General features: G+C 65.1%; 23 protein-coding genes. 11 read left to right on the top strand and 12 right to left on the bottom strand.

What is annotated here, in order from left to right; translation table 11 throughout:
- Positions 1 to 18 precede the first annotated feature (18 nt).
- The 7 genes from K408_RS0117790 to K408_RS0117760 form a co-directional block, all read right to left on the bottom strand.
- A complete protein-coding gene (locus K408_RS0117790; RefSeq protein ID WP_024339788.1) occupies positions 19 to 483 on the bottom strand; it encodes a GFA family protein in 465 nt (154 codons plus the stop codon).
- Positions 480 to 2,351, bottom strand: coding sequence for a methylmalonyl-CoA mutase family protein (locus K408_RS0117785; protein WP_024339789.1), 1,872 nt, complete (start codon positions 2,349 to 2,351; stop codon positions 480 to 482). Before K408_RS0117785 ends, K408_RS0117790 begins: the two co-directional genes overlap by 4 nt.
- 81 nt (positions 2,352 to 2,432) lie before the next feature.
- A complete protein-coding gene (folK, locus tag K408_RS0117780) occupies positions 2,433 to 2,924 on the bottom strand; it encodes a 2-amino-4-hydroxy-6-hydroxymethyldihydropteridine diphosphokinase (RefSeq protein WP_024339790.1) in 492 nt (163 codons plus the stop codon).
- A 2-nt stretch (positions 2,925 to 2,926) separates the two neighbouring features.
- The gene (gene folB, locus K408_RS0117775; RefSeq protein WP_024339791.1) at positions 2,927 to 3,295 is read right to left on the bottom strand and encodes a dihydroneopterin aldolase; all 369 of its coding nucleotides are present in this window, start codon (positions 3,293 to 3,295) and stop codon (positions 2,927 to 2,929) included.
- Entirely contained in the window at positions 3,292 to 4,152 is an 861-nt protein-coding gene (gene folP / locus K408_RS0117770) for a dihydropteroate synthase (RefSeq protein ID WP_024339792.1), read from the bottom strand. The genes folB and folP overlap by 4 nt, the downstream gene beginning before the upstream one ends.
- A gap of 270 nt (positions 4,153 to 4,422) precedes the next feature.
- Positions 4,423 to 4,830, bottom strand: coding sequence for a DUF4332 domain-containing protein (locus tag K408_RS0117765; RefSeq protein WP_024339793.1), 408 nt, complete (start codon positions 4,828 to 4,830; stop codon positions 4,423 to 4,425).
- A 24-nt stretch (positions 4,831 to 4,854) separates the two neighbouring features.
- Positions 4,855 to 5,220 carry a hypothetical protein gene (locus tag K408_RS0117760; RefSeq protein ID WP_024339794.1) on the bottom strand — a complete coding sequence of 122 codons (366 nt, stop codon included), beginning with the start codon at positions 5,218 to 5,220 and terminating at the stop codon, positions 4,855 to 4,857.
- Positions 5,221 to 5,565: 345 nt separating this feature from the next.
- On the opposite strand from K408_RS0117760, the gene K408_RS0117755 reads away from it, so the two are divergent.
- The gene (locus K408_RS0117755; protein WP_024339795.1) at positions 5,566 to 7,188 is read left to right on the top strand and encodes a helicase HerA-like domain-containing protein; all 1,623 of its coding nucleotides are present in this window, start codon (positions 5,566 to 5,568) and stop codon (positions 7,186 to 7,188) included.
- A gap of 178 nt (positions 7,189 to 7,366) precedes the next feature.
- On the top strand, positions 7,367 to 8,761 hold the full coding sequence (locus K408_RS0117750; protein WP_024339796.1) for a M20/M25/M40 family metallo-hydrolase: 1,395 nt from the start codon (positions 7,367 to 7,369) through the stop codon (positions 8,759 to 8,761).
- Between the two features lie 203 nt (positions 8,762 to 8,964).
- On the opposite strand, the gene K408_RS0117745 is transcribed toward K408_RS0117750, so the two are convergent.
- Together K408_RS0117745 and K408_RS0117740 are read right to left on the bottom strand one after the other, a co-directional pair.
- On the bottom strand, positions 8,965 to 9,744 hold the full coding sequence (locus K408_RS0117745; protein WP_024339797.1) for a class II aldolase/adducin family protein: 780 nt from the start codon (positions 9,742 to 9,744) through the stop codon (positions 8,965 to 8,967).
- Positions 9,745 to 9,902: 158 nt separating this feature from the next.
- Entirely contained in the window at positions 9,903 to 11,552 is a 1,650-nt protein-coding gene (locus K408_RS0117740) for an ArnT family glycosyltransferase (RefSeq protein WP_024339798.1), read from the bottom strand.
- 316 nt (positions 11,553 to 11,868) lie between these two features.
- Between K408_RS0117740 and K408_RS0117730 the strand changes: the two genes are divergently transcribed.
- Together K408_RS0117730 and K408_RS0117725 are read left to right on the top strand one after the other, a co-directional pair.
- Positions 11,869 to 12,714, top strand: a complete 846-nt coding sequence (locus K408_RS0117730; protein WP_024339799.1) for a hypothetical protein — start codon at positions 11,869 to 11,871, stop codon at positions 12,712 to 12,714.
- Positions 12,715 to 12,860: 146 nt separating this feature from the next.
- Positions 12,861 to 13,277, top strand: a complete 417-nt coding sequence (locus tag K408_RS0117725) for a Ros/MucR family transcriptional regulator (protein WP_007608200.1) — start codon at positions 12,861 to 12,863, stop codon at positions 13,275 to 13,277.
- Between the two features lie 4 nt (positions 13,278 to 13,281).
- Here K408_RS0117725 and K408_RS0117720 read toward each other — a convergent pair whose 3' ends face one another.
- Entirely contained in the window at positions 13,282 to 13,710 is a 429-nt protein-coding gene (locus tag K408_RS0117720) for a SufE family protein (RefSeq protein ID WP_024339800.1), read from the bottom strand.
- Positions 13,711 to 13,776: 66 nt separating this feature from the next.
- On the bottom strand, positions 13,777 to 14,211 hold the full coding sequence (locus K408_RS0117715; protein WP_024339801.1) for a DUF5330 domain-containing protein: 435 nt from the start codon (positions 14,209 to 14,211) through the stop codon (positions 13,777 to 13,779).
- Positions 14,212 to 14,624: 413 nt separating this feature from the next.
- Here K408_RS0117715 and K408_RS0117710 point away from each other — a divergent pair, with 413 nt between their 5' ends.
- The 4 genes from K408_RS0117710 (at position 14,625) to K408_RS0117695 (ending at position 17,948) form a co-directional block, all read left to right on the top strand.
- The gene (locus tag K408_RS0117710; protein ID WP_024339802.1) at positions 14,625 to 16,496 is read left to right on the top strand and encodes a PAS domain-containing sensor histidine kinase; all 1,872 of its coding nucleotides are present in this window, start codon (positions 14,625 to 14,627) and stop codon (positions 16,494 to 16,496) included.
- Positions 16,489 to 17,190, top strand: coding sequence for a peptidoglycan-binding domain-containing protein (locus tag K408_RS0117705; RefSeq protein ID WP_024339803.1), 702 nt, complete (start codon positions 16,489 to 16,491; stop codon positions 17,188 to 17,190). Before K408_RS0117710 ends, K408_RS0117705 begins: the two co-directional genes overlap by 8 nt.
- 147 nt (positions 17,191 to 17,337) lie before the next feature.
- Positions 17,338 to 17,550 (top strand): hypothetical protein, encoded by a 213-nt coding sequence (locus K408_RS0117700; protein WP_024339804.1) that lies wholly within the window; start codon positions 17,338 to 17,340, stop codon positions 17,548 to 17,550.
- Between the two features lie 53 nt (positions 17,551 to 17,603).
- Complete coding sequence (locus K408_RS0117695; protein ID WP_024339805.1) at positions 17,604 to 17,948, top strand: DUF1491 family protein; 345 nt, start codon at positions 17,604 to 17,606, stop codon at positions 17,946 to 17,948.
- A gap of 143 nt (positions 17,949 to 18,091) precedes the next feature.
- On the opposite strand, the gene K408_RS0117690 is transcribed toward K408_RS0117695, so the two are convergent.
- On the bottom strand, positions 18,092 to 19,069 hold the full coding sequence (locus K408_RS0117690) for a DUF2336 domain-containing protein (protein WP_024339806.1): 978 nt from the start codon (positions 19,067 to 19,069) through the stop codon (positions 18,092 to 18,094).
- Positions 19,070 to 19,324: 255 nt separating this feature from the next.
- Between K408_RS0117690 and K408_RS0117685 the strand changes: the two genes are divergently transcribed.
- The 3 genes from K408_RS0117685 to K408_RS0117675 all read left to right on the top strand — a co-directional run bounded on the left by K408_RS0117685 (position 19,325) and on the right by K408_RS0117675 (position 23,888).
- Positions 19,325 to 19,513: a hypothetical protein gene (locus K408_RS0117685; protein ID WP_024339807.1), complete on the top strand. Its 189-nt coding sequence runs from the start codon at positions 19,325 to 19,327 to the stop codon at positions 19,511 to 19,513.
- Between the two features lie 16 nt (positions 19,514 to 19,529).
- Entirely contained in the window at positions 19,530 to 20,291 is a 762-nt protein-coding gene (locus K408_RS0117680) for a hypothetical protein (RefSeq protein WP_024339808.1), read from the top strand.
- A 198-nt stretch (positions 20,292 to 20,489) separates the two neighbouring features.
- Positions 20,490 to 23,888: a CHAT domain-containing tetratricopeptide repeat protein gene (locus K408_RS0117675; protein WP_024339809.1), complete on the top strand. Its 3,399-nt coding sequence runs from the start codon at positions 20,490 to 20,492 to the stop codon at positions 23,886 to 23,888.
- Positions 23,889 to 24,096 lie beyond the last annotated feature (208 nt).

The following is a 24,096-nucleotide window of genomic DNA, read 5'->3' as shown; positions in this document are numbered from 1 at the left end:
AACCATATCATAGGGCGCTCAATCATGGTCCGGATGCTGATGGCTGACGATGGTCGCCATCTTCTCCGGTCCGTAATTCTGCTGTGTGGTCTGGCTCGGCAGATTGGCGATGCCGACCACCCAGCCGAGGCGGGATTCGGTGCCGAACTGCCGCGTCGGCACCACGCGGTCAGGCCGGTCGAAGGCGCCGGTCATGATCTCGATGCGGTCGCCGTCGATGCGGCCGAAGCTCAGTGGCGTGCCGCAGGCAGGGCAGAAGCCGCGTTCGGCGATCGTGGAGGAGCGGAAGAACGAGGGCTGTCCTCTGGTCCAGGCAAAATCGTTCTTGTTGATGTCGGCAAAGGAGGCGAATGGCGCACCGGCCGCCTTCTGGCACATCCGGCAGTGACAGATTGAAATCCTGGTCGGCGCCGTCATGACTGCAAAGCGCACGGCGCCGCATTGGCAGCCGCCGGTGAGAACGGGTTTGCTGGTTTCGGTCATGCCTGCTCCATCCGTTGGTAGGCGTCCTGCAGCGTGGCAAGCGCATCGCCTCCGGCGAAGACATAACCCGTGACGCCGGCGGCCCGCAGCGCCGCCTCGGCATCTGTCGGGCGGCCCGCCAGGTAGATATGTCTGCTGCCTGCGGTTTGCAGGGCGCAGGCGGCAGGTTCCGCCTGATCGGCGTAGACCTTGTCGCTGGAACAGAGGCAGGCAAGCTGCGCGCCCGAGGCCTTGAAAGCGGCTGCCAGTTTGGCCGGATCGGCAAAACCCTCGCTGTCCACCGCCTGAATGCCGCCGGCTTCGAAGAGGCTCTTGGCGAAGGTCGCGCGCGCCGTGAAGTCGGCCGGCGTGCCGAGATTGGCCAGGAACACCTTTGGCCGCGCGCCCCGCGCCTTCAACGCCGCGTCGGATTTGTCGCGCAGCGCCTCGAACGGTTCCGCGAGCCGGATCGGCGGCAGCGCATCGAACTTGTACTTCTGCTCGCCGTAGGGGGCGAGCGTGACCGGTGTCGCTTCCAGGATGGTGGCTTCACTCTCTTGCAGATTTGGAAACTCGCTGGCGCCGGTCAGCACGTCGCGGCGTTTTGCGATGTTGGCGTCCCGGGCCTTTCGCGCGGCCGCCACCTTGCTCTGGAACACGCCCTGCTGAAGCGCCGCGAAGGCGCCGCCGGCCGTCTCGCTCTCCTGGAACAGTGTCCAGGCGGCGTCGCACAGCTGCGCCGTCAGCGTCTCGATGCCGCCTGCGCCTGCCGCCGGGTCACTGACCTTGGCAAGGTTGCTTTCTTCCAGCAGCAGAAGTTGCGTATTGCGCGCCACGCGCCGCGCGAACGGATCAGGCAGGCCGAGCGCCAGAGTGTGCGGCAGCACGGTGATCGCATTGGCGCCGGCGAGCCCGGCGGCGAATGTCGCGATGGTCGCGCGCAGCATGTTCACGTAAGGGTCGCGCTGCGTCAGCATGCGCCAGGCCGTATCGGCGGCAATGAACAGCGGCTTGGGCGTGAGCCCGCAGGCTTGCTCGATGCGCGCCCACAGCAGCCGAAGCGCGCGGAGTTTAGCCATCGTGAGGAATTGGTCGGCATCGGCGGCGAGCCGCGCATAAACCATGCCCTGCGCCTGCTCGAGCGGAATGCCGGCGCCTTCGATCGCACGCAGATAAGCAACCCCGCAGGCGAGCACGAAGGCGAGTTCCTGCACCTCGGAGCCCCCGGCATCATGGATCACGCGCCCGTCGGCGGACGCGAACGGTCCGTCAAAGCCGAGCGCGGCAAGGCCCTTGATCGCATCGGTGACGGCGGGGGCGATCTCATCCCACGTGTAGGGGCTGTGGCCCCACACCGCCGCGGCCGCGAACGGGTCGAAGCCGAAGCGGATGTTGCAGGCCGCGGGATCGAGCCCCTTGCTCTTCACATATTCCGCGACATGGATCGCGGCCATCCGCGATTGCGGTCCGATCTCGAGCTCGAGGCCAATGCCGGCATCGAGATGAACGTCCTTCAGAACCTTTGCGATCGCCTCGGCCGAGGGTTCCAGGCCGAAACCGCGCGCAGCATTGGCGCCGGCGAACACCAGCGCGAGCCCGGTCGCGCCGTTCTCCAGATCCTGCAACGCTTGCGCATTCGCGAGCGCCGCATCGGGATGGTCGATCCGCTGGATGATTTGCCAGGCAGCGGCGGCCGGTCGCCCCACGACGGGAGCGACGCCCTTGGCGCGCGGATAGAGCGGATCGATCTTGATGCCGTCATAGGTCTTGCCGACCAGCTTCTCGAATGGCGCGCCCTTCAGCACGCCGTCAACGAGCTTGCGCCAGTCCTCAACGGTGGCCTTGGGAAAATCCGCCGCCAGCGGCAGGTCGTCAGTCACGGAGGTCATGCGGCGAGGGGCTCCCAAACGTCTCGTTGTTCGCGGGCGAAATTGCCACGGCAGGCCGTCCCTGCAAACGGTTGTTTTTGGTTAACCGGTATCCGGAAGCTGCTCAATGCCTTGCGCCGAGACGCTGGCGAGGCCGTCACGCACACGAATGCCCGAGATGACGCGGTCCGCCGCGATTTCGGCCAGCGGCACGAGCACGAAGGCGCGCTCGAACAGGCGCGGATGCGGCAGCGTCAGGTCGGGCTTCTGCAAGCTGACATCGTCATAGGCGATCATGTCGAGATCGAGCGTACGCGGCCCCCAGCGCCGCTCCTTGTCCCGCGTGCGGCCGAACTTCTGCTCGACTTTCTGAAGCACGAACAGTAGCGCGTGTGGATCGAGACCGGTCTCGATCTCGATGCAGGCATTGATGAAGGACTCCTGCTCGGCGTCGCCCCAGGGCGGGGTGGCATAGTCCGAGGAGCGCGCGATCAGAGCGACTTGCGCCATGCCGCAGATGTGGGCGATCGCCTTCTGGAACGTCGCGCGGACATCGCCGACATTACCGCCCAGCGCGATCAGCACGCTTGCCATGGTCAGGGATGCCGCGCGCGTGTCAGCATGACGCCGACATCGTCGAAAATCGCGGCGATCGGCGCATGCGGCTTGTGCACCGTGATCTTCACGGCGCGGATGCGCGGGAAATTTGACAGGATGGCATCGGCCACCGCGCCCGCCGCGCGCTCCAGGAGCTTGTAATTGGTGTTCTTGAACGCCGCAGTGGTCGTCGCCACGACGTCGGCGTAGGACACCGTGTCCGCGAGCCGGTCGCTGCGCGACGGCTCCGACAGGTCGGTATGGAGTTCGAGATCGATGACGAAACGCTGCCCGACTTCCGTCTCATGATCCATCACGCCATGGCGGGCATGGATCGACAGGCCTTTGACGAAGATCGTATCGGTCATGGCTTGCTCTCGATGGCATGCGCCACCCGCAGCGCCTGCAGGGTTTCGCCGACGTCATGGGTCCGGATGATCTTGGCGCCGCGCTGCGCGGCGATCAGATGTGCCGCGATCGAACCGGCGAGCCGCTCCGGCGGTTCCGACGGCGACACCGAGGCGATGAAGCGCTTGCGCGAGGCGCCGACCAGGATGGGCAGGCCGAAAGTGTCGAGTTCGCGCAAGCGCGCCAGCGCGGTCATGCTCTGCTCGGCGGTCTTGCCGAAGCCGATGCCGGGATCGAGCACGATCTTGTCACGCGCGATGCCGGCCTGTGCGGCGATAGCGAGCGAGCGATCGAAGAATGTCTTCATGTCCGCGACGATGTCGATGGCGGGATCGACGCTGTCGCGGTTGTGCATGACGATGACGGGGACGCCCCTTGCGGCGATCAGCGGCGCCATCTCGGCGTCGCGTTGCAGGCCCCAGACGTCGTTGGCGATGGCCGCGCCCTGGTCGAGCGCAAACGCCACCACCTCGGCCTTCATGCTGTCGATCGAGACGGGCACACCGAGTGCCGCCACGCCGGATAGCACCGGCTTCAATCGCGCCAGTTCGTCTTCTGCGGTGACCGGCCGGGCGCCCTTGTACGGTCGGGTGGACTCCGCGCCGACATCGATGATGTCGGCGCCGGCATCGATCATGGCCCGGGCCCGTGCGAGAGCCTGCTCGGGCGCGATGAACTTGCCGCCGTCGGAGAAGGAGTCGGGGGTGATGTTGAGCACGCCCATCACCGCAGGAAGCGGTCGTTCGAGCAGCGTCCGCAGCACATCTAACCCTGCCGAGCCGGCCGGCGGGACGGAAGGAGAGGGCGAGGCATTCATGCGGCCCGCTTTGCGCGGTCGGGCAGGGGGAGTCAAGACGGGAGTGGAGGCCGTTCGGCCGTGGCCGGACGTTCCCGCGGGATGCGGAGAAGGAACGCACGGCCGTTGGACAAGATGGGATCGGAACAACCCCGCTAACGCATGATGGGCTGAGGCTTGCTCGCAGGGACGGAGGTGCACTCCCTCTCCCGGCGCTTTGCACCGACCTCTCCCGCAGGCGGGAGAGCTGAACCACCCGCGGCGATCGATTCAACGTAAAGCCATTCCGCGCTAGTACGTGATCTTCGGCGGCAGCTTCTTGGCCTTCGCGATGATGTCGCCGACCGACTTCTCGGAGGGGAGGACACGGACGAGCTTCTTTTTCTCGTTGGCCTCGCGCATGCTCTGCGCCAACCTCGCTGGATTTCGATAGGCGAGTTCGCGCACGGTGGTGACGCCTGCGGCGCGGACCAGGCCGACCTTGGCCTTGCCCATGCCGGGGATGCGCATGTAGTCGGAGACGTTGGCCCATTCCAGCAATTGCTGCTCGCTGATGCCGGTCTTGGCGGAAAGCGCCTTGCGGCCCTTCACGGTGGAGGCCGCCTCGAGCAGCGCATCGGTGGTGCGGATTCCTTGCGCCTTCAGCTTGGTGGCGGCAAAGGCCGGCAGGCCCTCAATCTCTGAGATCGGATATGTCATGATACTCGATGTGAAAAGCGTCGCTCAGGCGAACTGGCTGAGGCCCGGCGTCCCCGCGATGATCTTGCCCATCTGATCCGCTCCGATTTTGTCTCGGCCGTAGCGGAAAAGTTCACGGGCGACTTTCTGAATGTCGGACATGCCAAGGCCCAGGCCCATCAGGCGCGTGCCGACCGCCATCAAGCCGCCGCCCATCAGCCGCGACAGGCCGCCGCCGCTCCTGGACGCCTCGATCGCAGCTTCCGCTCCGGGGATCTGGTCGATCAGGGCCTGCACGCTGTCGGAAGGGCCCTCGCTGCGGAGGAAGCCCAGGATAATGCCGACGGTCTTTTCGGCCACAGCACCATCTATGCTGGCGTTTGTCGCCAGCCGTCCGATCAGTTCGTCCATAAGGCCCGCCCCTCACCGGTTTACATGCCGGAGTTTTACTTCGAAGATGATCTTGAGCCGGTGCAATGTGAAATTCAAGCGATGAACGCACGCACCGCGCGATTCATCTTCGAACGCGCGAAAAGTGTTGCAGCCGTGCAAGAGGCGAGATCGAATCGGCGAAAAATTGCCGCGTTGCGAACGCGTTGGTCCTACTTTCGGCTGATGTCGTCCGCTCGTGTCCGGCGATCTCGCATCCTTGGGCCGCGTTGGACGGTTTAAATTGGTGCCCGATATGCGCTAAACTGCGGAACTGGAGCATCCGAGTTTCAATAGGCGAGCTCGGCAGAGAGATCAGAGAGAATAATGACCGCACAGGACAGCAAGCTCGGCGATACCGACGACAAGATCTTCGTCGGCAAGGGAGACGAGCAGGCTTGGCTGACGCTGGCGCTCGCCAATCGCCACGGCCTCGTCACGGGTGCAACCGGAACCGGCAAGACCGTGTCGCTGCAAGTGATGGCGGAAGGATTTGCGCGCGCCGGTGTTCCGGTCTTCGCTGCGGATATCAAGGGCGACCTCTCCGGCATCTGTCAGATCGGCGAAGCAAAGGACTTCATCCTCAAGCGCGCCACCGAAATGGGACTGAGGTTTCAGCCGGATCAATTCTCGACCGTGTTCTGGGACGTGTTCGGAGAGCAGGGCCACCCCGTGCGCGCGACCGTCACGGAAATGGGGCCGCTCCTGCTCGCGCGCATGCTCGACCTCAATGATGTGCAGGAAGGCGTTCTCAACGTCGCCTTCCGCGTCGCCGACGACAACGGCCTCACCTTGATCGACATGAAGGATCTGCGTGCGCTGCTCGATGCCATCGTGCCGGGCAGCGGAAAGAAGGGTGCGGACGCTGAGGAGGATCCGCTCGAACCGATCCGCAAGGCCGCTCAGGGGTTCGGCAACGTCACCAAGGCGACCGTCGGTACCATCCAGCGCCAGCTCCTCGTGCTGGAGAACCAGGGTGGCACCAAGTTCTTCGGCGAGCCGGCGTTGATGCTGAAGGACTTCATGAGGACCGACCGCGACGGCCGCGGCATGGTCAACATCCTGGTCGCAGACAAGCTGCTCCAGAACCCCAGGCTTTACGCGACATTCCTGCTCTGGATGTTGTCGGAGCTCTTCGAGGAGCTGCCCGAAGCCGGCGATCTGGCCAAGCCGAAGCTGGTGTTCTTCTTCGACGAGGCGCACCTGTTGTTCAACGATGCGCCCAAGGCGCTCTTGGACAAGATCGAGCAGGTGGTCCGCCTGATCCGCTCCAAGGGCGTCGGAGTCTACTTCGTGACGCAAAACCCGATCGATGTGCCCGACCGCGTGCTCGGACAATTGGGCAACCGGGTGCAGCACGCGTTGCGCGCCTTCACCCCGCGCGACCAGAAGGCCGTCGCCGCTGCGGCGCAGACCTTCCGGCCCAATCCGAAGCTCGACACTGCCAAGGTGATCACGGAGCTTGGCAAGGGCGAGGCGCTGGTGTCCTTCCTCGAGGGCAACGGCACGCCGTCGATGGTCGAGCGGGTGATGATCCGGCCGCCGTCGGCCCGCATCGGAACGATCACGCCGGACGAGCGTCAGGCGATCATGGCTGCAAGTCCGGTGAAGGGCAGATATGACAGCGCCGTCGATTCCGAGTCCGCCTACGAGATGCTCCAGCAGCGCATCGCCGCCACGGCGGCCACGGCGAATGGTCCGGCAGGCGGGGGCGGCGGTATCCTGGGTCAGATCGGCTCGATCGTCGGCACCATCTTCGGCACCAACGTCAAGCGCGGCCGTCTTTCGACCGGCCAGGTCATTGCGCGGGACGTGACGCGATCGGTCACCAACCAGGTGATCGGCGGGATGGCTGCCAACATCGGCAAGTCGGTCGGCGGCCAGCTCGGCGGCTCGATCGGCCGCACGCTGGTCCGCGGTGCGCTTGGCGGATTGCTGCGGCGAAGCTGAGAGGCCGCTAGAGCCGGCGCTCGACCCGTGGCAGCCGGCTGCTTTCGGCGCACTCACAGGCCGCGTCAGGGGTCCTCCGGCGTTCGCTGGTCTGCTGCGTCGTGTCGTGACTGGTCCTGGCGCGGCGCCGGCGTTAAAAGCGCAGACATATCGAGACCCCGCAATCAGGAACACGCCAATGTCCAACACGCAGCTCCAATCCGTGCTCGACCACATCGACAAGGATTTCGACAACAGTCTGGAGCGCCTGTTCGCCTTGTTGCGGATCAAGTCGATCTCGGCCGACCCGGCCTTCGCGGACGATTGCAAGGCTGCGGCCGAGCATCTCGCCAAGGACATTGCCAGCCTCGGTGTAGCCGCCGAGGTACGGCCGACCGCGGGCCATCCCGCCGTAGTCGGCAAGACCGGAGCGGGCGGGCGGCCGCACGTGCTGTTTTACGGCCATTACGACGTTCAGCCGGTTGATCCGCTCGATCTGTGGCACCGTCCGCCGTTCGAGCCCGCCGTCGCGGATCATGCCGATGGCCGCAAGATCATCGTCGCGCGCGGCGCTGAGGACGACAAGGGGCAGGTGATGACGTTCGTCGAGGCTTGCCGCGCCTGGAAGAAGGTCACGGGCTCGCTGCCGATCGACGTCACTTTCCTGATCGAGGGCGAGGAGGAGGTCGGCTCGAAGAACTTCGTGCCTTTCATCGAAGCCAACAAGGACGAATTCAAAGCAGACTACGTGCTGGTCTGCGACACCGGCATGTGGGATCCCAGCACGCCGGCGATCACGACTTCGCTGCGTGGCCTGCTTTACGAGGAGCTGAAGATTACCGCTGCCAATCGCGACTTGCATTCCGGCGTGTTCGGCGGCACCGCGATGAACCCGATCCGGGTGCTTACGAAGATTCTCGGCGGCCTGTTCGACGATGACAACCGTATCACCATTCCAGGCTTCTATGATGGAGTGAAGGACACGCCCGCTGACATCCTGGCACAGTGGAAGAAGCTCGAATTCACGCCCGACACGTTCCTCAAGCCCGTCGGCTTGTCGCTTCCCGCCGGCGAGAAGGGCCGGCTCCTGATCGAGCAGGCGTCCACGCGTCCGACCTGCGACGTCAACGGGATTTGGGGCGGCTATATCGGCGAGGGCTCCAAGACGGTGATCCCCTCGCATGCCTCGGCGAAGGTCTCGTTCCGCCTCGTGCAGGGCCAGGACCCGCAGAAGATCCGCAAGGCCTTCCGCGATTATGTGACTTCGCGGATTCCCGGCGACTGCAAGGTCGAGTTCGGCGACCATTCCGCCGCGCCCGCTGTCGCCCTCGACTGGAGCATGAAGCCGCTCGCCGCCGCCAGCAAGGCACTGACGGAGGAATGGGGCAAGGAGACGGTGCTGATGGGCTCAGGTGCGTCGATCCCGATCGTCGCCGACTTCAAGCGCACGTTGGGCCTCGACTCGCTGCTGGTGGGTTTTGGTCTCGACGATGACAATATCCATTCACCGAACGAGAAATACGACCTGCGGAGCTTCCAGAAGGGCATCCGCTCCTGGGCCCGCATTCTCGCGGCGCTCGCGGAGGTGAAGTAAGAGGTCGGCATCAGCGGCGTCATTGCCGGGCTTGACCCGGCAATCCATCAGGCCAGATCATTCTGCAATGGATGCGCGGGTCAAGCCCGCGCACGACGAGCGGATTGGCTGCCAGATAAAAACGCCGCCCGGGATTGGGCGGCGTTTCATTCCAAAAGGCGTAGAGGTTCGTTGGAGCTATTCTACACCAGGTCACGGATATCTCAAGACCTGTAGCCGGGGTTGACGCGGTCGAGCTTGCGCAGCAAGGGCGGCCATACCAGGTTGGTCGCGCGCAGCTCGGCGCGGTCGCGGTTCGACAGCAATTCGGTGTTCTTGTCGATCGCGGTGCCATCGACCGGGTAGACCGGCGTGCCCAGCGCGCGGGTGCGCACCTGCATCGAGCAGGCGCGCTCGAGATGATACATGCGTTCGAAAGCGGAGGCGACCGAGCGGCCGACCGTGAGGGTGCCGTGGTTGCGCAGGAGCATGTGGTTGTGGTCGCCGAGATCCTTCTGGAGCCGCGGCCGCTCGTCGTGATCGAGCGCGATGCCTTCATAGTCGTGATAGGCGAGGTCGTGGGTGACCAGTTGCGCGGTCTGGTTCAGCGGCAACAGGCCCTCCGCGCTGCTCGACACCGCGGTGCCGTCGAGGGTGTGGAGATGCAGCACGCAGATGGCGTCCTCACGCACCTCGTGAATCGCCGAATGGATGGTGAAGCCGGCCGGGTTGATGCTGTATTCGCTCTCGGAGAGCTGGTTGCCGTGCAGGTCGACCTTGACGAGGCTGGAAGCAGTGATCTCCTCGAACATCAGCCCGTAGGGATTGATCAGGAAGTGATGCTCGGGGCCGGGCACGCGCGCGGAGATGTGGGTGTCGACCAGATCGTCCCAGCCGTACAGCGCGACGAGGCGATAGCAGGCGGCGAGGTTGACCCGTTGCTGCCACTCCGCCTCCGTCATGTTGGACGGCACTTCCCTCAGACGGGCTTCTGCTGGCGACATGGCTGGTCTCTCCGAACTTCGTTGTTGCGGAGCGAAGCGTAGTCTTGGTCGAAGTTTGCGGCAAGGCGCGGGGAGCTTGGCTGTCGCGCGCAGCCCGCATGCTTGTCCGCCGTAGCTCGAAGAGTGAAGGCGGAAGCGATACGGCCCGGAGAAAACTGCTACGGCGCCGGGATCGACAGGAGGCTGGAAATGCTGCGGCCGCGGATGTCATAGACGCGGGCGAACACCACGTCGTCGCGCTTGATCTCGACCATGACGGGCGCCGTGAGGCCCTTGCAGTAGAACTCGCCGAGCGTCATGGCGAAATCGGCCGCGTTGGAGTCCCAGCCGATGGTGAAGTCGGGGCCGAGCGCGACCTGGGCCGGGCGCTGCGGACCGCAGACCGCGACTTTCCATTTGCGACTGCTGGGCGGCACTTCCTGGCGCTCGACGAGCTGTTCGCGCAGTTCGTCGGAGGCCTGCTTCAGCGCGAGGCCCCAATAGTCCAGCATGAAACGGTTGTCCGCGCCGCGGACGGTGCCTGCGATGTGATTGAAGTGGGTGTACTGATAAGGGTGCAGCCGGATCATCTCGGCGAGCGGGAGCGCCAGGCCGAAGCAGAAGGTCGCGAGTACGACCGGCTGCCATGTGCGGTGATTGGCGCGCAGGCGCTCCATCGTCCAGGCGAAGGCGACACCCCCGAGCACAGCCATCGGCGGGATCACGAAGACGAAATGGCGAATGCCGTTGTAGAGCGCCGGCCGCTTCACCATGGCGATCACGAGCGGCAGGGTCGCGGCGAGCGTCAGCATCAGGAGGATGGTCTTGCGCCGCGCGGGGACCTTGCGGTGCAGGAGCATGGCGAAGGTGCCGACTACGGCGCCCGCCATCAGCACCAGCATCACCTCGGGCAACTGGAGTGCGAACAGCGTGGGCAGATAGGACCAGGGCATGTCGGGCACGGACACGATCGCGCCGTCGAACATCTCCTTCCAGGGTTTCTCGAAAAAGTGCGAGAAGTAGGTCAGCGCCTCGAAAGGATTGGCGGGCTCCATGATCGACCACGGCCAGATCAGCCCCATTACGAGGTAGCCGAGCACGAGGCCGGGCAGCAGCACGTAGATGACATGGGCGAAGCGGCGGACAGACTCGCGAAAGCCCTCGTTGCGCAATTCCTCAAGGAACAGCGGTATGAAGCCAATGATGGCGTAGACAAGCGCGAGCCCGCCGAGAACGCGGCAACCGAGCGACAGGCCTGCGCCCAAGCCGACGATCAGGATCGTGCGCGGCGATGGCTGCGGATACTCCTCGGCGAGGCGGACGAGCCCCAGCATCAGGATGATCATGGACACCGCGAAGGGCGCATCCTTCGGGTTCATGAACATGTGGCCATAGAAGATCGGGCAGAGCGCGAGCAGCAGGAGAGAGGCCAGACCGGCAAGGGGACCCCCGATCCGGCGGCCGAGCCGCCACGTCACGGCAAGCCCGATCACGCCGACGATGGCGCCGACCAGGCGTCGCGTCTCGAACAACTCGAGTGGGATGACCTTGTGGAGCAGGGCCGCGACCATGTCGAAGCCGCCGCCATACATGTAGAGATTGGCGAAGGAGAGCGCCGCGGTATCCTTGAAGCCGGAACCGAACATGCGCAGCAGCAAGTCCGCATATTCAGCGTGGGTGTAATCGTCCCAGCCGAGCCCGTAGTCTCGGAAGGTCAGGCCTGCAATGACGGCAACCGCAGCCAGCACCAGCATGGCGAGATCGTCGCAAGTCCGTTCGACCGAGCGCCGCAGGGGCGTCTCGATCGCCGAGGTCGTGATCGATGTCATGGCTATCGGTGCCCCGGAATCCCCTCTAGGCCCAACTGGTGCGCGCGGGCCTGCTCCCCGGATTCCCTATAGCGCAGTTCCATTACCAAGTAATTGGCCATTATGGCTAAATTCCTGATGCGATGCAGCAATTCCGCCTGCCTGAGAGCAGCCATAGCAGTAGTGAGCCGGAGCTGAAGGGAATGTGAATAAGTCCCTGATTTCCTTCCCCTTGGGAACACGGCCCTCAATTCGCCGTTGGCGTGGAACATCGTATGACGGTATCGTGGCGTAGCGGTTGTCGCGTGTGGATGCGCGGCCCCCGGGGGTGAGTTCGATGAACTTGGCATTGTTGATCGTGGGGATTTGCGCCGTCCTGGCGGGTCTCCTTGCGATCATTTCCGGCCTGACCATCAGGGAATTCAGCCTCGGCGGGACCCTCATAATCGCCGGCACCATTGGCGTCTGCTCCGGAATGTTACTGGTCGGCATGCATCTGGTGCTGCTCGAGCTGAAGGGTATCGCGCGCCGGCTGGCTGGTGCGATCGCGCCGTCCGAGGTTCGGGTCAGGCCCGTGCTGCCCGGCCTGGCCCTGCCTGACGGCCTCGCGCCCGAGCCGGTCGCTGCTGCGAGGGGCGAGCCTGCGCCGCCGCCGGCAAGCCCGCCACCCTGGCAGAGCGAAGCTGCTGCGCGCGAGCGGCCGCGCGCCGAGGGACCGCAGGAGCCGGAAGCCGCTACGCCGCCCGCCGCGCCTGAAGCGCCGCGTCGGCGCAACCTGCTGTTCGCCTCGACCTCACGCAAGGAGCGTGAGCGCGCAGAGACGAAAGGCACTGAAAGTGCGCTGCCGCCCGAGGAGTCGAGCGGAGCCGCTGACAGTCCGCCCGCGAGCTTTGATGTTGCCTGGCCGAAGCCGGACCGCACACGCCCGCCGGAGCCGCCAGGCGGCTCGCGCCGCCCGCCGCCGCGCTCGCCTTCGACCTTTGCGGAAGCCGCCCCGACTCCTGCGCCCGAACCGCCGCCGCCTGTCGAGCCCGCACCCGTGACGGTCCTCAAATCCGGCGTCGTCGACGGCATGGCCTATTCACTTTATTCCGACGGCTCGATCGAGGCGCAGATGCCGGAAGGGATGATGCGATTTGCCTCGATCGACGAACTCCGCGCCCATCTCGATCAGCGCGGTTGAGGTCGCCCGGCTCAAGTAGAGCAACGCCGTTCCCAGTAATCACGGCATCGTCGTCAGTTGTCCTGTTTCAGCCCAATGTATTCTTGACACGGAATACTTTGGCATCGTCAATCCGGTGAGACGCAGGCCGGAGAAGGGATGGATGCATGTCGGACGCGGGAGCGAAGAATTTCATCGAGCTGACCGCGAGCATCGTGTCGGCCTATCTCAGCAACAATCCGACGCCCGCGACCGAGATTCCGAACCTGATCAGCCAGGTGCATGGCGCGCTGGTGCGGGTGTCGTCAGGCCGTACCGAGACCGCGCCGCTAGAGCCGGCCAAGCCGGCCGTCTCGCTGAAGAAGTCGATCGCGCCCGACTATCTGGTCTGTTTGGAGGACGGCAAGCGCTTCAAGTCGCTGAAGCGCCATCTGCGCACGCAGTACAACATGACGCCGGAGCAATACCGCGAGAAATGGGGCCTGCCCGCCGACTACCCGATGGTCGCCCCGAACTATGCGGTGGCGCGCTCGCAGCTGGCCAAGCAGATGGGTTTGGGGCAGCAGCAGCGGAAGCGGAAGTAAATTTCTACGACGCTTCCGCGAGTGCCTCTTTCGCGTCGGTCTTGATGCGCTCGACCATCGAGCGCAGGCCGTTGGAGCGCTGCGGCGTCAGATGATCGCGGAAACCGAACTCGTTGAACACCGCGATCGCATCGGTATCGAGGATTTGCTGCGGCGTTCGGCCCGAATAGAGCGCGAGCACGATCGCGACCAGCCCGCGCACGATATGGGCGTCGCTGTCGCCGCGATATTTCAGGGTTAGTTCGCCGTTGCTGCGGTCGACCAGCTTCTGCAGCCAGACTTGGCTGACGCAGCCCTGCACCTTGTTGGCGGCGGAGTGTTCCGCCTCCGACATCGGTTCCAGGGTGCGGCCGAGTTCGATGACATACCGATAGCGGTCGTCCCACTCGTCAAGAAGCTCGAAATTGTCCCTGATTTCGTCGATTGTCGTCATGCTGGCCAATAGTTCCATTCCAGCCAATATAGGGACGCGGAGCCGTGAAATCGATAGGGTTGGGTGCTAATTCGCAGCTTCGGGTCCGCGCCATTCCAGCGCGAGGTCGTCCTGGCTGAGGGTGTCGCGCGGCGCCTCGCTCGCAGCAATGTCGCCTTCGCCGGCCATCGCGATTGAGCCGGTATGGTCGGGCGCCTTCTTGTCGGTCTTCTCGTTCTTCTCGTTCGTGATCTGCTCTTTCTTGTCGTTGATGATCTGGTAGATCTTCTTCGCGCCGTCCTGGGCTCGCTGGCCGATGATGGTCGCGGCCTGTCCGCCGACCTCGCAGGCCGCCGGCTGGCGCTTGCAGAACTGGGTCATGTCGGAGACGGCCGCGGTCGCAGCCTGCACCGCGTCGGCGGCGCCGATCTGCGGCAGCTTCTCCGATTCGGGCGTCTTGTCCCGCGGCAGGAGCACAAGCACCAGCCCGAGCCAGAATGTGATGCGAAGCAGAAAGCGCATCCTGCGACCTGTCTGTTAGAGTCCGCCCGCGGCGATCTCCCGCGGAGGCCGGACCTAGCAAGCCTCGATAAATCGCAAGTGATTGCCTTGAGCTTAATTCGCGGAAAATTTACGCAGAATTCTTCGCAATCGGCGGTGTCGTAAATTTTCGATTGACGTTCGCGCCCGTGATTTGCCGTGGCAGCCCCGCATCCACCAATTCGAAACCATGCGCGGCGAGGTGAAACCCTGTGTTCACCATCCCTAATGAAGACATCTCCAAATCGTCTAAAAAGCTACGCGATGGGGCGATGTCCGGCCACATGCGGTGGCGCCTTAGCACTCGTTTAAGGTCGCTCTGACACGGTGGCTCAACGACAAGGAGGCGTTCCGGCGCGTCTTCCAAGAGACGATTGAGTCGAAGCGCGAGACCCGTGACAGTTTTGAGTATCATCCGCGATTGTCTCGATGCGCTGCTGCATCCCTCCGCGCGCTACGATGCGCTGATGCGAGCGCGCCATCGTGCCTTCATGGCGCCGCGGCTGCTCGGCAGCCTCGCAGCCTTCGCCGCATTCCCGCTCTATCTCGCCATGCGCGGCGCACCCGGTGCGATCGAGGTCGCCGCCTTTGCCTGGCTGATCGCGCCAATCACGCTGTCCTGGTTCTTGTCGCGCACCGGCCGCTTTGAGGGCGCGCATGTGCTGTCTTCGCTGGCGCTCGCCGGCCTGATCATGGCGGTTGCGGTCACGACGGGCGGCATCGAATCATTCGCCGCGGTCTGGCTCATCGTGGTTCCCCTCGAAGCTGCGCTGTCGGCCTCGCGTCGCGTCGTTGCCTTTGCCTCGGTGCTCGCGCTGTCCTGCGCCGGCATGCTGATCCTGATCAGCCAATTCGGCTGGCTGCCGGTGGCCGAGCCGAGCGCTGCCGAGCGCGCCGTGCTGATGGCCTTCGGCGTTGCGTCTGCAACCTTTTATGCCGCGGGCCTCGCCTTTGGCGCGGAGTCGCTCGCGCGCACCGGAGTGGCGCTCTTGTCACGCGAGGAAGAGCGTTACCGCCTGCTGGCGCGGAACATGAGCGATGTGATCTCGCGCCATCAGCGCAGCGGCGCGGTACAGTTCATCTCGCCGGCGGTGGAGTCCATGCTCGGCACGCAGGTGGCAGGGCTGCTCGGCCACGGCCTCTTCGACCGCGTCCATGTCGCCGATCGGCCGGCCTATCTCACGGCTCTGTCCGACGCGGCACGCGGCGACGTGCGCAGCGTCGAGTTCCGGCTGCGGCGGGAGCCTGGCGACTCCGAGCGCGGTCAGGTCGATTTCATCTGGGTCGAGATGCGCTGCCGCCCGCTCGAACGGGATCCGGGCCGTCAGGGTATCGGTCGTGATTCCACCCACGAGGCCGAGGTCGTCGCCGTGATGCGCGACGTCACCGATCGGAAGCTTTTCGAGCAGGCACTGGATCAGGCGCGCAGCGCGGCGGAAGCTGCCGATGCCGCCAAGACGCGTTTCCTCGCCACCATGAGCCACGAGCTGCGCACGCCGCTCAATGCCATCATCGGCTTCTCCGAGATGATCGCGCAGGAGCAGGCCCTGATGCTGGGCGCGGCCCAGCGCAAGGAATACGCTCAGCTCATCAACGATTCCGGGCAGCATCTGCTCTCGGTCGTCAACGGCATCCTGGACATGTCGAAGATGGAATCGGGAAATTTCGAGATTGCATCGGAGCCGTTCGCGCCGCGCGCCTCGCTGCTCCATTGCTGCAATCTGCTGGCGCTGAAGGCGCGGGAAAGCGGTATCGACCTCGTCACCGACGCGCCGCAGGACCTGCCGATCATGACCGGGGATCCCAGGGCCTTCAAGCAAATCGTGCTCAACCTTGTCGCCAATGCCATCAAATTCACCGAGCGCGGCGGTCAGGTTCACGTGGCAGCTGCGGTTTCCGGTTCGCAGCTGACGCTATGCATCAGCGATACCGGGGTCGGCATCGCTCCCGACGACCTCAACCGCATCGGCGCGCCGTTCTTCCAGGCCGGCAAGACCTATCAGCGCCGTCACGAAGGCACCGGTCTCGGGCTTTCGATCGTGAAGAGCCTCGTGGCGTTGCATCTCGGCGAATTGACGGTACAAAGCAGGCTGGGCGAGGGCACTGCCGTCACCGTCAAGCTGCCGCTCGTCTACACGCCGCCGCAGGTCAAGCCTGCCAACGAGAAGCCGAGCGAGAGCAAAATCGCGACCCTGACGCCTGTGCTGCGTCAGGACCTTCAAGATCAAACTCAGGACGAACCCGCACCGGTGAAGAAAAGTGCCTAGGAAGCCTGCCAAGGACGAAACCGCTCCGCGCCGCCGTGGCGCCAAGGCCGCGGTCATCGACGTCGAGACCGAGCGCAACCTCGTGATGCGCGTGCTGCTGCACAGCCCCAAGGATACGCTGGCTGGCCTCGTCGCCGTCGGCGCGATCGGTGCGATCGTTGCCAATGCGCTGTTCCTCCAGACCGGGCGGCACCCCGCGCCGATGTTCGGCACGGTGATCAATCTTCCCCCGCCGTCGGCGGTGCCGCTGTCGAATCCGTTGCCGCGTCCGCGGCCCGTCGGCGCCGACACCTCACCGCTCGAGCCGCGCGCGACCGAGTTCCGCATCGAGCCCAAACACGCCGAACGTGCCGCCGAGAAGCCGCCGGAAAAAGCCGTCGAGACGACCGCGGCGACGCGCGCGAATGATCCGATGGCCAATCTGGTCAAGGCGACGACTTCGACGCCGCCCTCGGCTCTCCGTCCGCCTGCGCCGGTTCCGGTGCAAAGCCCGGCCGCGCGCCGTATCGCCGGCGTGCAGCGCGCGCTCTCGGAATACGGCTATGGCAATCTGAAGATCACGGGCACGATGAGTGGCGAGACGCAATCCGCGATTCAGAAATTCGAGCGCGAGCACAAGATGCCGGTCACCGGGCAGCTGTCCGATCGGCTGCTGCGCGAACTTGCCGCTGCGATAGGCCATCCCGTCGAATAGCCGAACGTCAATTGTCATTGACGCAAGTCAATTGCCGGCGTCGGCACGACAGGCGGGATCCGCTACAATCGCGATTTGAGTGGGATCAATGACGGCCGGCGGCCGCAGGACCATGATGGCTCATCTTATCAAGGAAGAGAGGTCATCATGTTCAAGGTCTCGATTCTCGTCTGGATCATGCTCGGCACGACGCTGGCGGGCATCAGCCTCATCGTGGTGCTGATGGTCCCGAGCTTCGCCGCCGATGCCATCAGGAACATTCCTTATGCCGTGGCGGTGGGATTTGCACTCGCAATGCCGCTGTCATATTTCATCGCGACGCAGATTCGCGGTGGTCAGGACGGCACGCGGAAGGCGTGAGACGTACGAGGTGAGGCTGGCGTGAGGCCTCGCGCTGGCCTATCGTCGGACTCATGCGTTTGAAATCCAACATTTGGGTGGCGGCTTACTTGCGCCGCTGCCAGACCGAGGGCGTGTTCGGCGCCGTGCGGCGTCGTGGCGCCGAGGAGGCGGGGGCGGTGTTCGTCAAGGTGTCGCTGCTCGACGGCAATGCGATGCTTTATGCACCGGCGCCGCAGACCGTCTACGACGACGGCCGGCCCGTCGATCGCTTCTTCGTGCCGGTCGCGCCGCAGCCACTGCCGGAGCAAACCGTCGAGGAACGGCTGACGAAGGAAATCCGCTTCGATCCGGACGCCTGGATCGTCGAGACCGAGGATCGCGCCGGGCGGCATTTCCTGGATTTGGCGAAGACGTAGCCGCTGCTTCACCGTCATTGCGAGCGCAGCGAAGCAATCCAGACTCCGTCCGCGGAGGGGTTCTGGATTGCTTCGTGGCAGGAGCTCCTCGCAATGACGAGCCGAGATGCCGCGCGCCTCACGCTTGGCAGCGGCCGTGCAAATCAGCGCTCCGAAGATCCATCGGTGCCGGTGCGGCGCGGCGGTATCGCACCGGGCTGCATGCTCTGCCGCGTCTGACTTGCTCCGGCACGGGCGCGCTGGCGTTCGCCGTCGTGCAGACCGGCCTGGTACTTCGCCCGCGTCACGGCAAGCGTCGAGCCGCGCCAGGCTGCCAGCATCACCAGGGCCGCGCGGTCGCTGAGGCGATCGTAGAGCCGCGACAGCCGGTATACGGCGTTCACGGACGTCCCGATCTCCGGCTTGAAGAACAGCAGGATGCGCTGGAAGACGGGGCTCGGCATGTCGAGCGCGCGCGCGGCGACCGCGAGTGCCTCGCCGCCGGCATCGTCGACGATCTGGGCTGCGACGCGCGAGGGCAGGATCAGGCTGTCGCCGAGCTCGAAAGCGAAGCTCTCGACGTCGCCCGCGATCGCGGCCATCTCCAGGATCTGGATCGCGCGCTTGGCGCGCACGGTCGGAATGCGGGGGGCGGCTTTCAGCGGTGTCTGCGCAAGATTGTGCAGGATCGGCGCGCGCTCGGAGGCGCCGGCGCGGAAGAACATGTCGTGGATCTCGGCCGCTTCCTTCGGCTGCATCGCCATGTTGGCGGCCATGCGCTGCTCGGCATCGGTCCGCTCGCGCGGCGGTAAGGGCGCGGCCGGCGGAGCGGGAATCTCCCTGGCCAACGGCACCCGGCGGCCTTCTTGCGTCGCGACCAGCCCGAGCTTCTGCAGAACGGGGACGGGCGTATGCGGATAGACCGCGAGCCGCGCCTTGACGGCCGCGCGCGTCGCATCGTCAACCTGGTCGATCAGCCGTGTCGCAAGCTCGACGAACTGCCGCTGCTCGTCGTCGCTGTGGGTGCTCGTCTGGACATACAGGTCGGTCAGCACGCGGAGCAGCGTCGGACGGACATCGACACCTTCGCGACGGGAGAGGGTCATCAGCCCGTCGAATCCGGGAAACAGCGACTTGGTCATGGAGACTTACGCAACTCGGAAAAGAGTACTTCCCAAGGAACTTAGCGCAGGTTCTTTTAAAGCCTCGTTAAGGAAAACGAGGCGTGAAGCCGGCCCCGTAATTTGAGCTGTTGTCGTGCCGCAACGGGACGGCATGCCCGTGCCGTGAGGCTACGGTCCGGCCACCGCGTTTACACCCCGTTAACCATGAGCTGATCTTAATGAATGCATGTTGCAGGGGCGCGTTCGGTCGCGCGGCAATCGAAGAGAGCTGACATGGGGACCATCATTGAATTTCCGGCCGGTCGCCGGGTGGGCTCGTCGGGGGATGTCGCTCCGCGCGCGGACAAGGGAACGGTCCTGATCCTTCCCGTGATCCGTATCGAGCGCGAGGCGGACGAAACCAGCGGCGACCGCGGGCCGGAGCAGGGCACGGCGCCCAGGCGCCGTCGTCGTCGCCGCTGACATCCGGCTCCATGCAATGCCGGACGCCATCCGCCAGATCCGGCCCCTCCTATCGGCCGCCCTGCTCGCGCTGGTAGGCGCGTTGCTCGCGGCCTGCAGCGGCGGCGATTTCGGCCGCACCCGCGAGAGCATGCGCAGCGACGACATGCATCGCTGGCTGGGCGCGGAGGTCACGTCCAGCGTCGGCTTGAGACCATCGCAATTCCAGCTCACCGACGAGGAGCGCCAGCTTCGCGATCTCGCTTATCCCATGATCGAGCCGCCGCTATCCCGCCCGGCGTGGAAGAGCGTGTTCGGCGACTACAAGGCGCTGCCCTCGCCCTGGCGGCAGAAGGTCGTATTCGACCGAACCATGTACGGACGCACGCTGATCGACGAGCCGCACCGCTCGCACTCCTCGCGCTATGCACAGCTGATCGAGGACGTGCGCAACGACATCACCCGCTTCGAGCCGTTCTTCGGCACTGCGATCCGTGTCATCGATCTCGACAGGAAGCGTGATGCCAGCATGGCGCGTGTCTCCGCGCTCTCGCCGCGGGAGAAGGCCGACGCGGTCGCGCGCATGCAGGAGAATTCGCTGATCATCCAGTGGGTGCAGCAGTGCCTGGAGCAGCGTATCTCATCCTATCGCTGGGCGCTGGAGCGCCTGGTGATCCAGGCGCCCGACGGCATGGCCGCCGACGCCGATCGCCTGATCGGGGAACTCGCCGCCCAGACCGCCAACCCGCCGGTCGCGGCGCAGCCGCCTTACGGCCGGGCGGTCGTCTCCAAGGGGTGACGCGCGGCTTTCGCCGCGGTCCATCTGCGCGACCGGCCTGGAGCCGCGTATCCGTGCGTGATCCTCGGATCGCATGCCGGCCAGAGCCGGGCCGGCCCCGTTGAGGCGGCCGGGAACCTCATTGATTGCCCTTGTCCTTCCCCGCGGTCGGGATAGGATCAGCTCGTTTCTTAAAGTCATTTTCCCAAAGGTCCTTCGATGAGCTTAGACGCCATTGGTCCGTTTAAGAGCCGTCCGGACGTCACCTCGCGCCAGCTGCTGGCACTTGCCATTCTGCTTCTATCGACCGGCTCCGCGGCCGCGCTGTCCAGGGAGGCGGCGATCGAGAATTGCCGGATGACGGTCGGCAAGCCGATCGTGCAGGCCTGCATGCGCTCCGGCGGCGCCAATCTCGAAGCTTGCCGCGCCAAGGCTTCGCCCCAGGTCAGGGCCTGCGCGATGGCGGCGCTGAACGCCGCCAATGGCCGCGCCAATGTTGCCGTCGAGCTTCCAAAGGAGACTGCCCCCAAGCTTGAAGCCGGCACTGCACTTCCGAAGGACTTCGTCGCGCCGCCGCGCAGCATTGCCGACATCACGGCGGTACTCGACGGCGACAAGCCCGACGAGAAGATGATCGCCGAATTGAAGTCGGACGCCGATGCCGTACCCACCGGCAAGGAATCCCGTCAGGACCTCGCTCAGCTCTACTTCGATCGCGCCAACGCGCGCGCGCAGCTCGGCCGGCTCGGCGAAGCGATGTCCGACGCTGACAAGGCCGTGGAAGTCGGGCGGGGCGCCGTCAATCCGAACTTGCTGGGCCGGATGCTGCAGCTTCAGTCCCTGCAGCACGCCGTTGCCGGCGATCCGAGGCGCTCGCTCGAGATCATGCAGAGGCTCTTGCGCGAATCGGCCAGCATGCCCGGTGCCAAGGGCATGCAGTTCGTGACGAACCGCGGGATTGCAGCTGTTCTCATCCAGATGGGCGATCTCTCACAGGCCGAAGCCTATCTCCGCCGCAGCCAGACCGCGATCCAGGAGGCCCGCACCAGCGGCCATCCCAATTGGCGGGCGGCCTATGCGAAGTTCGGCCAGAGCTGGGAAGGTGAACTGGAGCTCGCTCGTGCCTTGATCTTCGAGGCGCGCGGACAGTTTGCCGATGCCGAGGCCGCCTACCGCAATGCCGAGCTGCGCAAGCGCGCAAGCATGAAGGCAATCATGGACTCGGACGATCCGCCGGCGGAGACCATTCTGCTGCAGGCGATCGACGGGGCCGTGTTGAGCCAGGCGCGCATGAAAGCGAAGCAGGGGAGGCTCGCCGAGGCCGAGGTGGATGCGCGCCGCGCGCTGCTCTCGCGACTGAAGGACACGGGCAAGTACAACTCTGTCACGCCGCGTTTCGTGATGGGCCTGGCGGGCATTCTGGTCGACCAGGGCCGTTACGAAGAGGCCGAGAAGCTCGGCCGCGTCGCGCTCGAGATCAACAAGACCGTGGGCGTGCCGGAGGACTCGCAGGCAACGGTGCAATTGCTGTCGCAGCTCGCCGGCATTCTGACGCTCCGGCGCCAGAACGCCGAAGCGAGCGAGATGTTTGCGCGGATCGACAAGGCCGTCGCCGGATGGGATCCGCAGCGCCGTCAGGTGTTCGAGCTCAATCCGTCTCGTATCCTGTCGCTCTATGGTTCCGGGCAGTTGGACGCGGGCATTGCCGCCGCCGAGCAGCTCGTGAAGAAGCAGATCGCCCGGGTCGGGGACAATCATTTCGACACCGCCTCGGCGCGCGGCACGTTGGCGGTCGGATTGATGCGCGCCCGCCGCGATGCAGAAGCCATCCGCGAGTTCAAGGCCGCCATCCCGGTCATGATGGCGAGCGCCAACGAAAACGCCGATGACGAGAACACGACTGTGGTGGCCGCGCGCAGCCAGCGGCTGCAGACCATCGTCGAGAGTTATCTGCTGCTGCTCGGGAGGGAAGGAGCAGGCAAGGATATCGGCGAAGAAACGTTTAGCCTCGCCGATGCCGTCCGCGGCCGCTCGGTGCAGCAGGCGCTGGCAGCCTCGAGCGCGCGTGCGGCGGCAAAGGATCCCGCGCTCGCCGAACTCGTGCGCAAGGAGCAGGATCTCACCAAGCAGGTCAACGCCCAGCTCGGCACGCTCAACAATGTGCTCGCGCTTCCCGCAGCGGAGCGCGACGAAAAAGGCGTCCAGCAGATTCAGGCCTCGATCGGGACTCTGCGCGGCCAGCGCGACAAGGCGCGGCAGGAGATCAAGCAGAAATTCCCGACCTATGCCGATCTCGTGTCGCCCAAGCCGCCGAGCGTCGCCGAGATCCGCGCGACGCTGGCCGACGACGAGGCCATGCTGTCGTTCTATTTCGGTCAGAACGGCAGCTTTGTTTGGGCGGTGCCGAGGTCGGGACCGGTGGTGTTCGCGCCGGTCCAGGCCAAGAGCGGCGACATCGAGACCAAGATCCGCAAGCTGCGCGAAGCGCTGGAGCCGCAGGCCGCGATGATCTCGGACATTCCGCCGTTCGATCTCAAGCTCGGCCACGAGCTCTACGAGCTGCTGCTCAAGCCGGTCGAGAGCGGCTGGAAGCCGGCCAAGAACCTGATCGTCGTGACCAACGGGGCGCTGGGATTGCTGCCTTTGTCTCTGTTGCCGACCGCACCGGCGGAGGTGGCCTCGGAGGAGGACCCACTCTTCGTCGGTTATCGCAACGTGCCGTGGCTGGCGCGAACCCATGCGGTGTCGACGGTGCCGTCGGCGGCGGCGTTGCGCACCCTGCGGCAATTGCCGCCGGGCAAGCCCGGCCGCGGCGACCTCGTGGCCTTCGGCGATCCCTATTTCAACAGCGAACAGCACGCCGAGGCGGAAGGCGGCGGGGAGAAGATCCAGGTCGCCGATGCCGGCGGCAATATCACGCGCGGCGGTCCGCTGAAGCGGCGCAACAGTCCCAAGCTCGAAGGTGTCGACAGCGCCGAGCTCGGTCTGTTGCCTCGCCTGCCCGACACCGCCGACGAGCTAAAATCGATCGCATTGGCCCTGCAGGCGGACCCCTCGAAGGTGCTGTTTCTCGGCAAGAGCGCGACCGAGAGCGCGGTCAAGAGCATGAACCTGTCCGGCTTCAGGATATTGGCCTTTGCCACCCATGGACTGGTCCCGGGCGAGCTGAACGGGTTGACGCAGCCGGCGCTCGCCTTGTCGTCGCCGGCGGTGACGGGCGAGGGCGGCGACGGCCTCCTGACCATGGAGGAGATACTCGGTCTCAAGCTCGATGCGGACTGGGTTATCCTGTCGGCCTGCAACACCGGAGCCGGGGCCGGAGCAGGGGCCGAGGCAGCGTCCGGGCTCGGGCGTGCGTTCTTCTATGCCGGAACGCGCGCGCTGCTGGTGACGAACTGGTCGGTGCATTCACAGTCGGCGCGGCAGCTCGTGACCGACCTGTTCAAGCGGCAGGCCGAGGATCCCAAGCTGCCGCGCAGCGAAGCGCTGCGCCAGGCGGCGATGGCGCTCGTCGATGGTTCGGGCTATCTCAACAGCGAAGGCAAGACAGAGTTCGCCTATGCGCATCCGCTGTTCTGGGCGCCGTACACGATCATCGGCGATGGCGGCTTACGTTGACGATCAAATGAGGGAAGGGGGGCAGGGAATGAAGCGGAATGTCTTGGTCGGGTTCGTTGCCGCATGTCTCTTGGTTCCGGGGACGTCGCATGCGATTCAATTGATCACGGAGGAGGAAGCCAAGCTGCCGCCTCCGAAAGGCGCGGTCGCTGCGGACAGGCGCGGCATCTTGCGCGGTCCAAAAGTCGAATTCGTTTCCCCCGGCGCT

This window comes from Bradyrhizobium sp. in8p8 (assembly GCF_000426845.1).
In the GTDB taxonomy this organism is placed as follows: Bacteria; Pseudomonadota; Alphaproteobacteria; order Rhizobiales; family Xanthobacteraceae; genus Bradyrhizobium; species Bradyrhizobium japonicum_C.
This window is presented reverse-complemented; position numbering and strand designations above follow the sequence as displayed.

What these genes read in the sequence shown, in the direction of transcription:
- folP (WP_024339792.1), bottom strand. Translation starts at nt 4,152, where the DNA reads ATGAATGCCTCGCCCTCTCCTTCCGTCCCGCCGGCCGGCTCGGCAGGG.
- K408_RS0117785 (WP_024339789.1), bottom strand. Translation starts at nt 2,351, where the DNA reads ATGACCTCCGTGACTGACGACCTGCCGCTGGCGGCGGATTTTCCCAAG.
- K408_RS0117755 (WP_024339795.1), top strand. Translation starts at nt 5,566, where the DNA reads ATGACCGCACAGGACAGCAAGCTCGGCGATACCGACGACAAGATCTTC.
- K408_RS0117680 (WP_024339808.1), top strand. Translation starts at nt 19,530, where the DNA reads ATGCCGGACGCCATCCGCCAGATCCGGCCCCTCCTATCGGCCGCCCTG.
- K408_RS0117720 (WP_024339800.1), bottom strand. Translation starts at nt 13,710, where the DNA reads ATGACGACAATCGACGAAATCAGGGACAATTTCGAGCTTCTTGACGAG.
- K408_RS0117760 (WP_024339794.1), bottom strand. Translation starts at nt 5,220, where the DNA reads ATGGACGAACTGATCGGACGGCTGGCGACAAACGCCAGCATAGATGGT.
- K408_RS0117730 (WP_024339799.1), top strand. Translation starts at nt 11,869, where the DNA reads ATGAACTTGGCATTGTTGATCGTGGGGATTTGCGCCGTCCTGGCGGGT.
- K408_RS0117740 (WP_024339798.1), bottom strand. Translation starts at nt 11,552, where the DNA reads ATGACATCGATCACGACCTCGGCGATCGAGACGCCCCTGCGGCGCTCG.
- K408_RS0117675 (WP_024339809.1), top strand. Translation starts at nt 20,490, where the DNA reads ATGAGCTTAGACGCCATTGGTCCGTTTAAGAGCCGTCCGGACGTCACC.
- K408_RS0117685 (WP_024339807.1), top strand. Translation starts at nt 19,325, where the DNA reads ATGGGGACCATCATTGAATTTCCGGCCGGTCGCCGGGTGGGCTCGTCG.
- K408_RS0117790 (WP_024339788.1), bottom strand. Translation starts at nt 483, where the DNA reads ATGACCGAAACCAGCAAACCCGTTCTCACCGGCGGCTGCCAATGCGGC.
- K408_RS0117715 (WP_024339801.1), bottom strand. Translation starts at nt 14,211, where the DNA reads ATGCGCTTTCTGCTTCGCATCACATTCTGGCTCGGGCTGGTGCTTGTG.
- K408_RS0117750 (WP_024339796.1), top strand. Translation starts at nt 7,367, where the DNA reads ATGTCCAACACGCAGCTCCAATCCGTGCTCGACCACATCGACAAGGAT.
- folB (WP_024339791.1), bottom strand. Translation starts at nt 3,295, where the DNA reads ATGACCGATACGATCTTCGTCAAAGGCCTGTCGATCCATGCCCGCCAT.
- K408_RS0117725 (WP_007608200.1), top strand. Translation starts at nt 12,861, where the DNA reads ATGTCGGACGCGGGAGCGAAGAATTTCATCGAGCTGACCGCGAGCATC.
- K408_RS0117765 (WP_024339793.1), bottom strand. Translation starts at nt 4,830, where the DNA reads ATGACATATCCGATCTCAGAGATTGAGGGCCTGCCGGCCTTTGCCGCC.
- K408_RS0117695 (WP_024339805.1), top strand. Translation starts at nt 17,604, where the DNA reads ATGCGTTTGAAATCCAACATTTGGGTGGCGGCTTACTTGCGCCGCTGC.
- folK (WP_024339790.1), bottom strand. Translation starts at nt 2,924, where the DNA reads ATGGCAAGCGTGCTGATCGCGCTGGGCGGTAATGTCGGCGATGTCCGC.
- K408_RS0117745 (WP_024339797.1), bottom strand. Translation starts at nt 9,744, where the DNA reads ATGTCGCCAGCAGAAGCCCGTCTGAGGGAAGTGCCGTCCAACATGACG.
- K408_RS0117700 (WP_024339804.1), top strand. Translation starts at nt 17,338, where the DNA reads ATGTTCAAGGTCTCGATTCTCGTCTGGATCATGCTCGGCACGACGCTG.
- K408_RS0117690 (WP_024339806.1), bottom strand. Translation starts at nt 19,069, where the DNA reads ATGACCAAGTCGCTGTTTCCCGGATTCGACGGGCTGATGACCCTCTCC.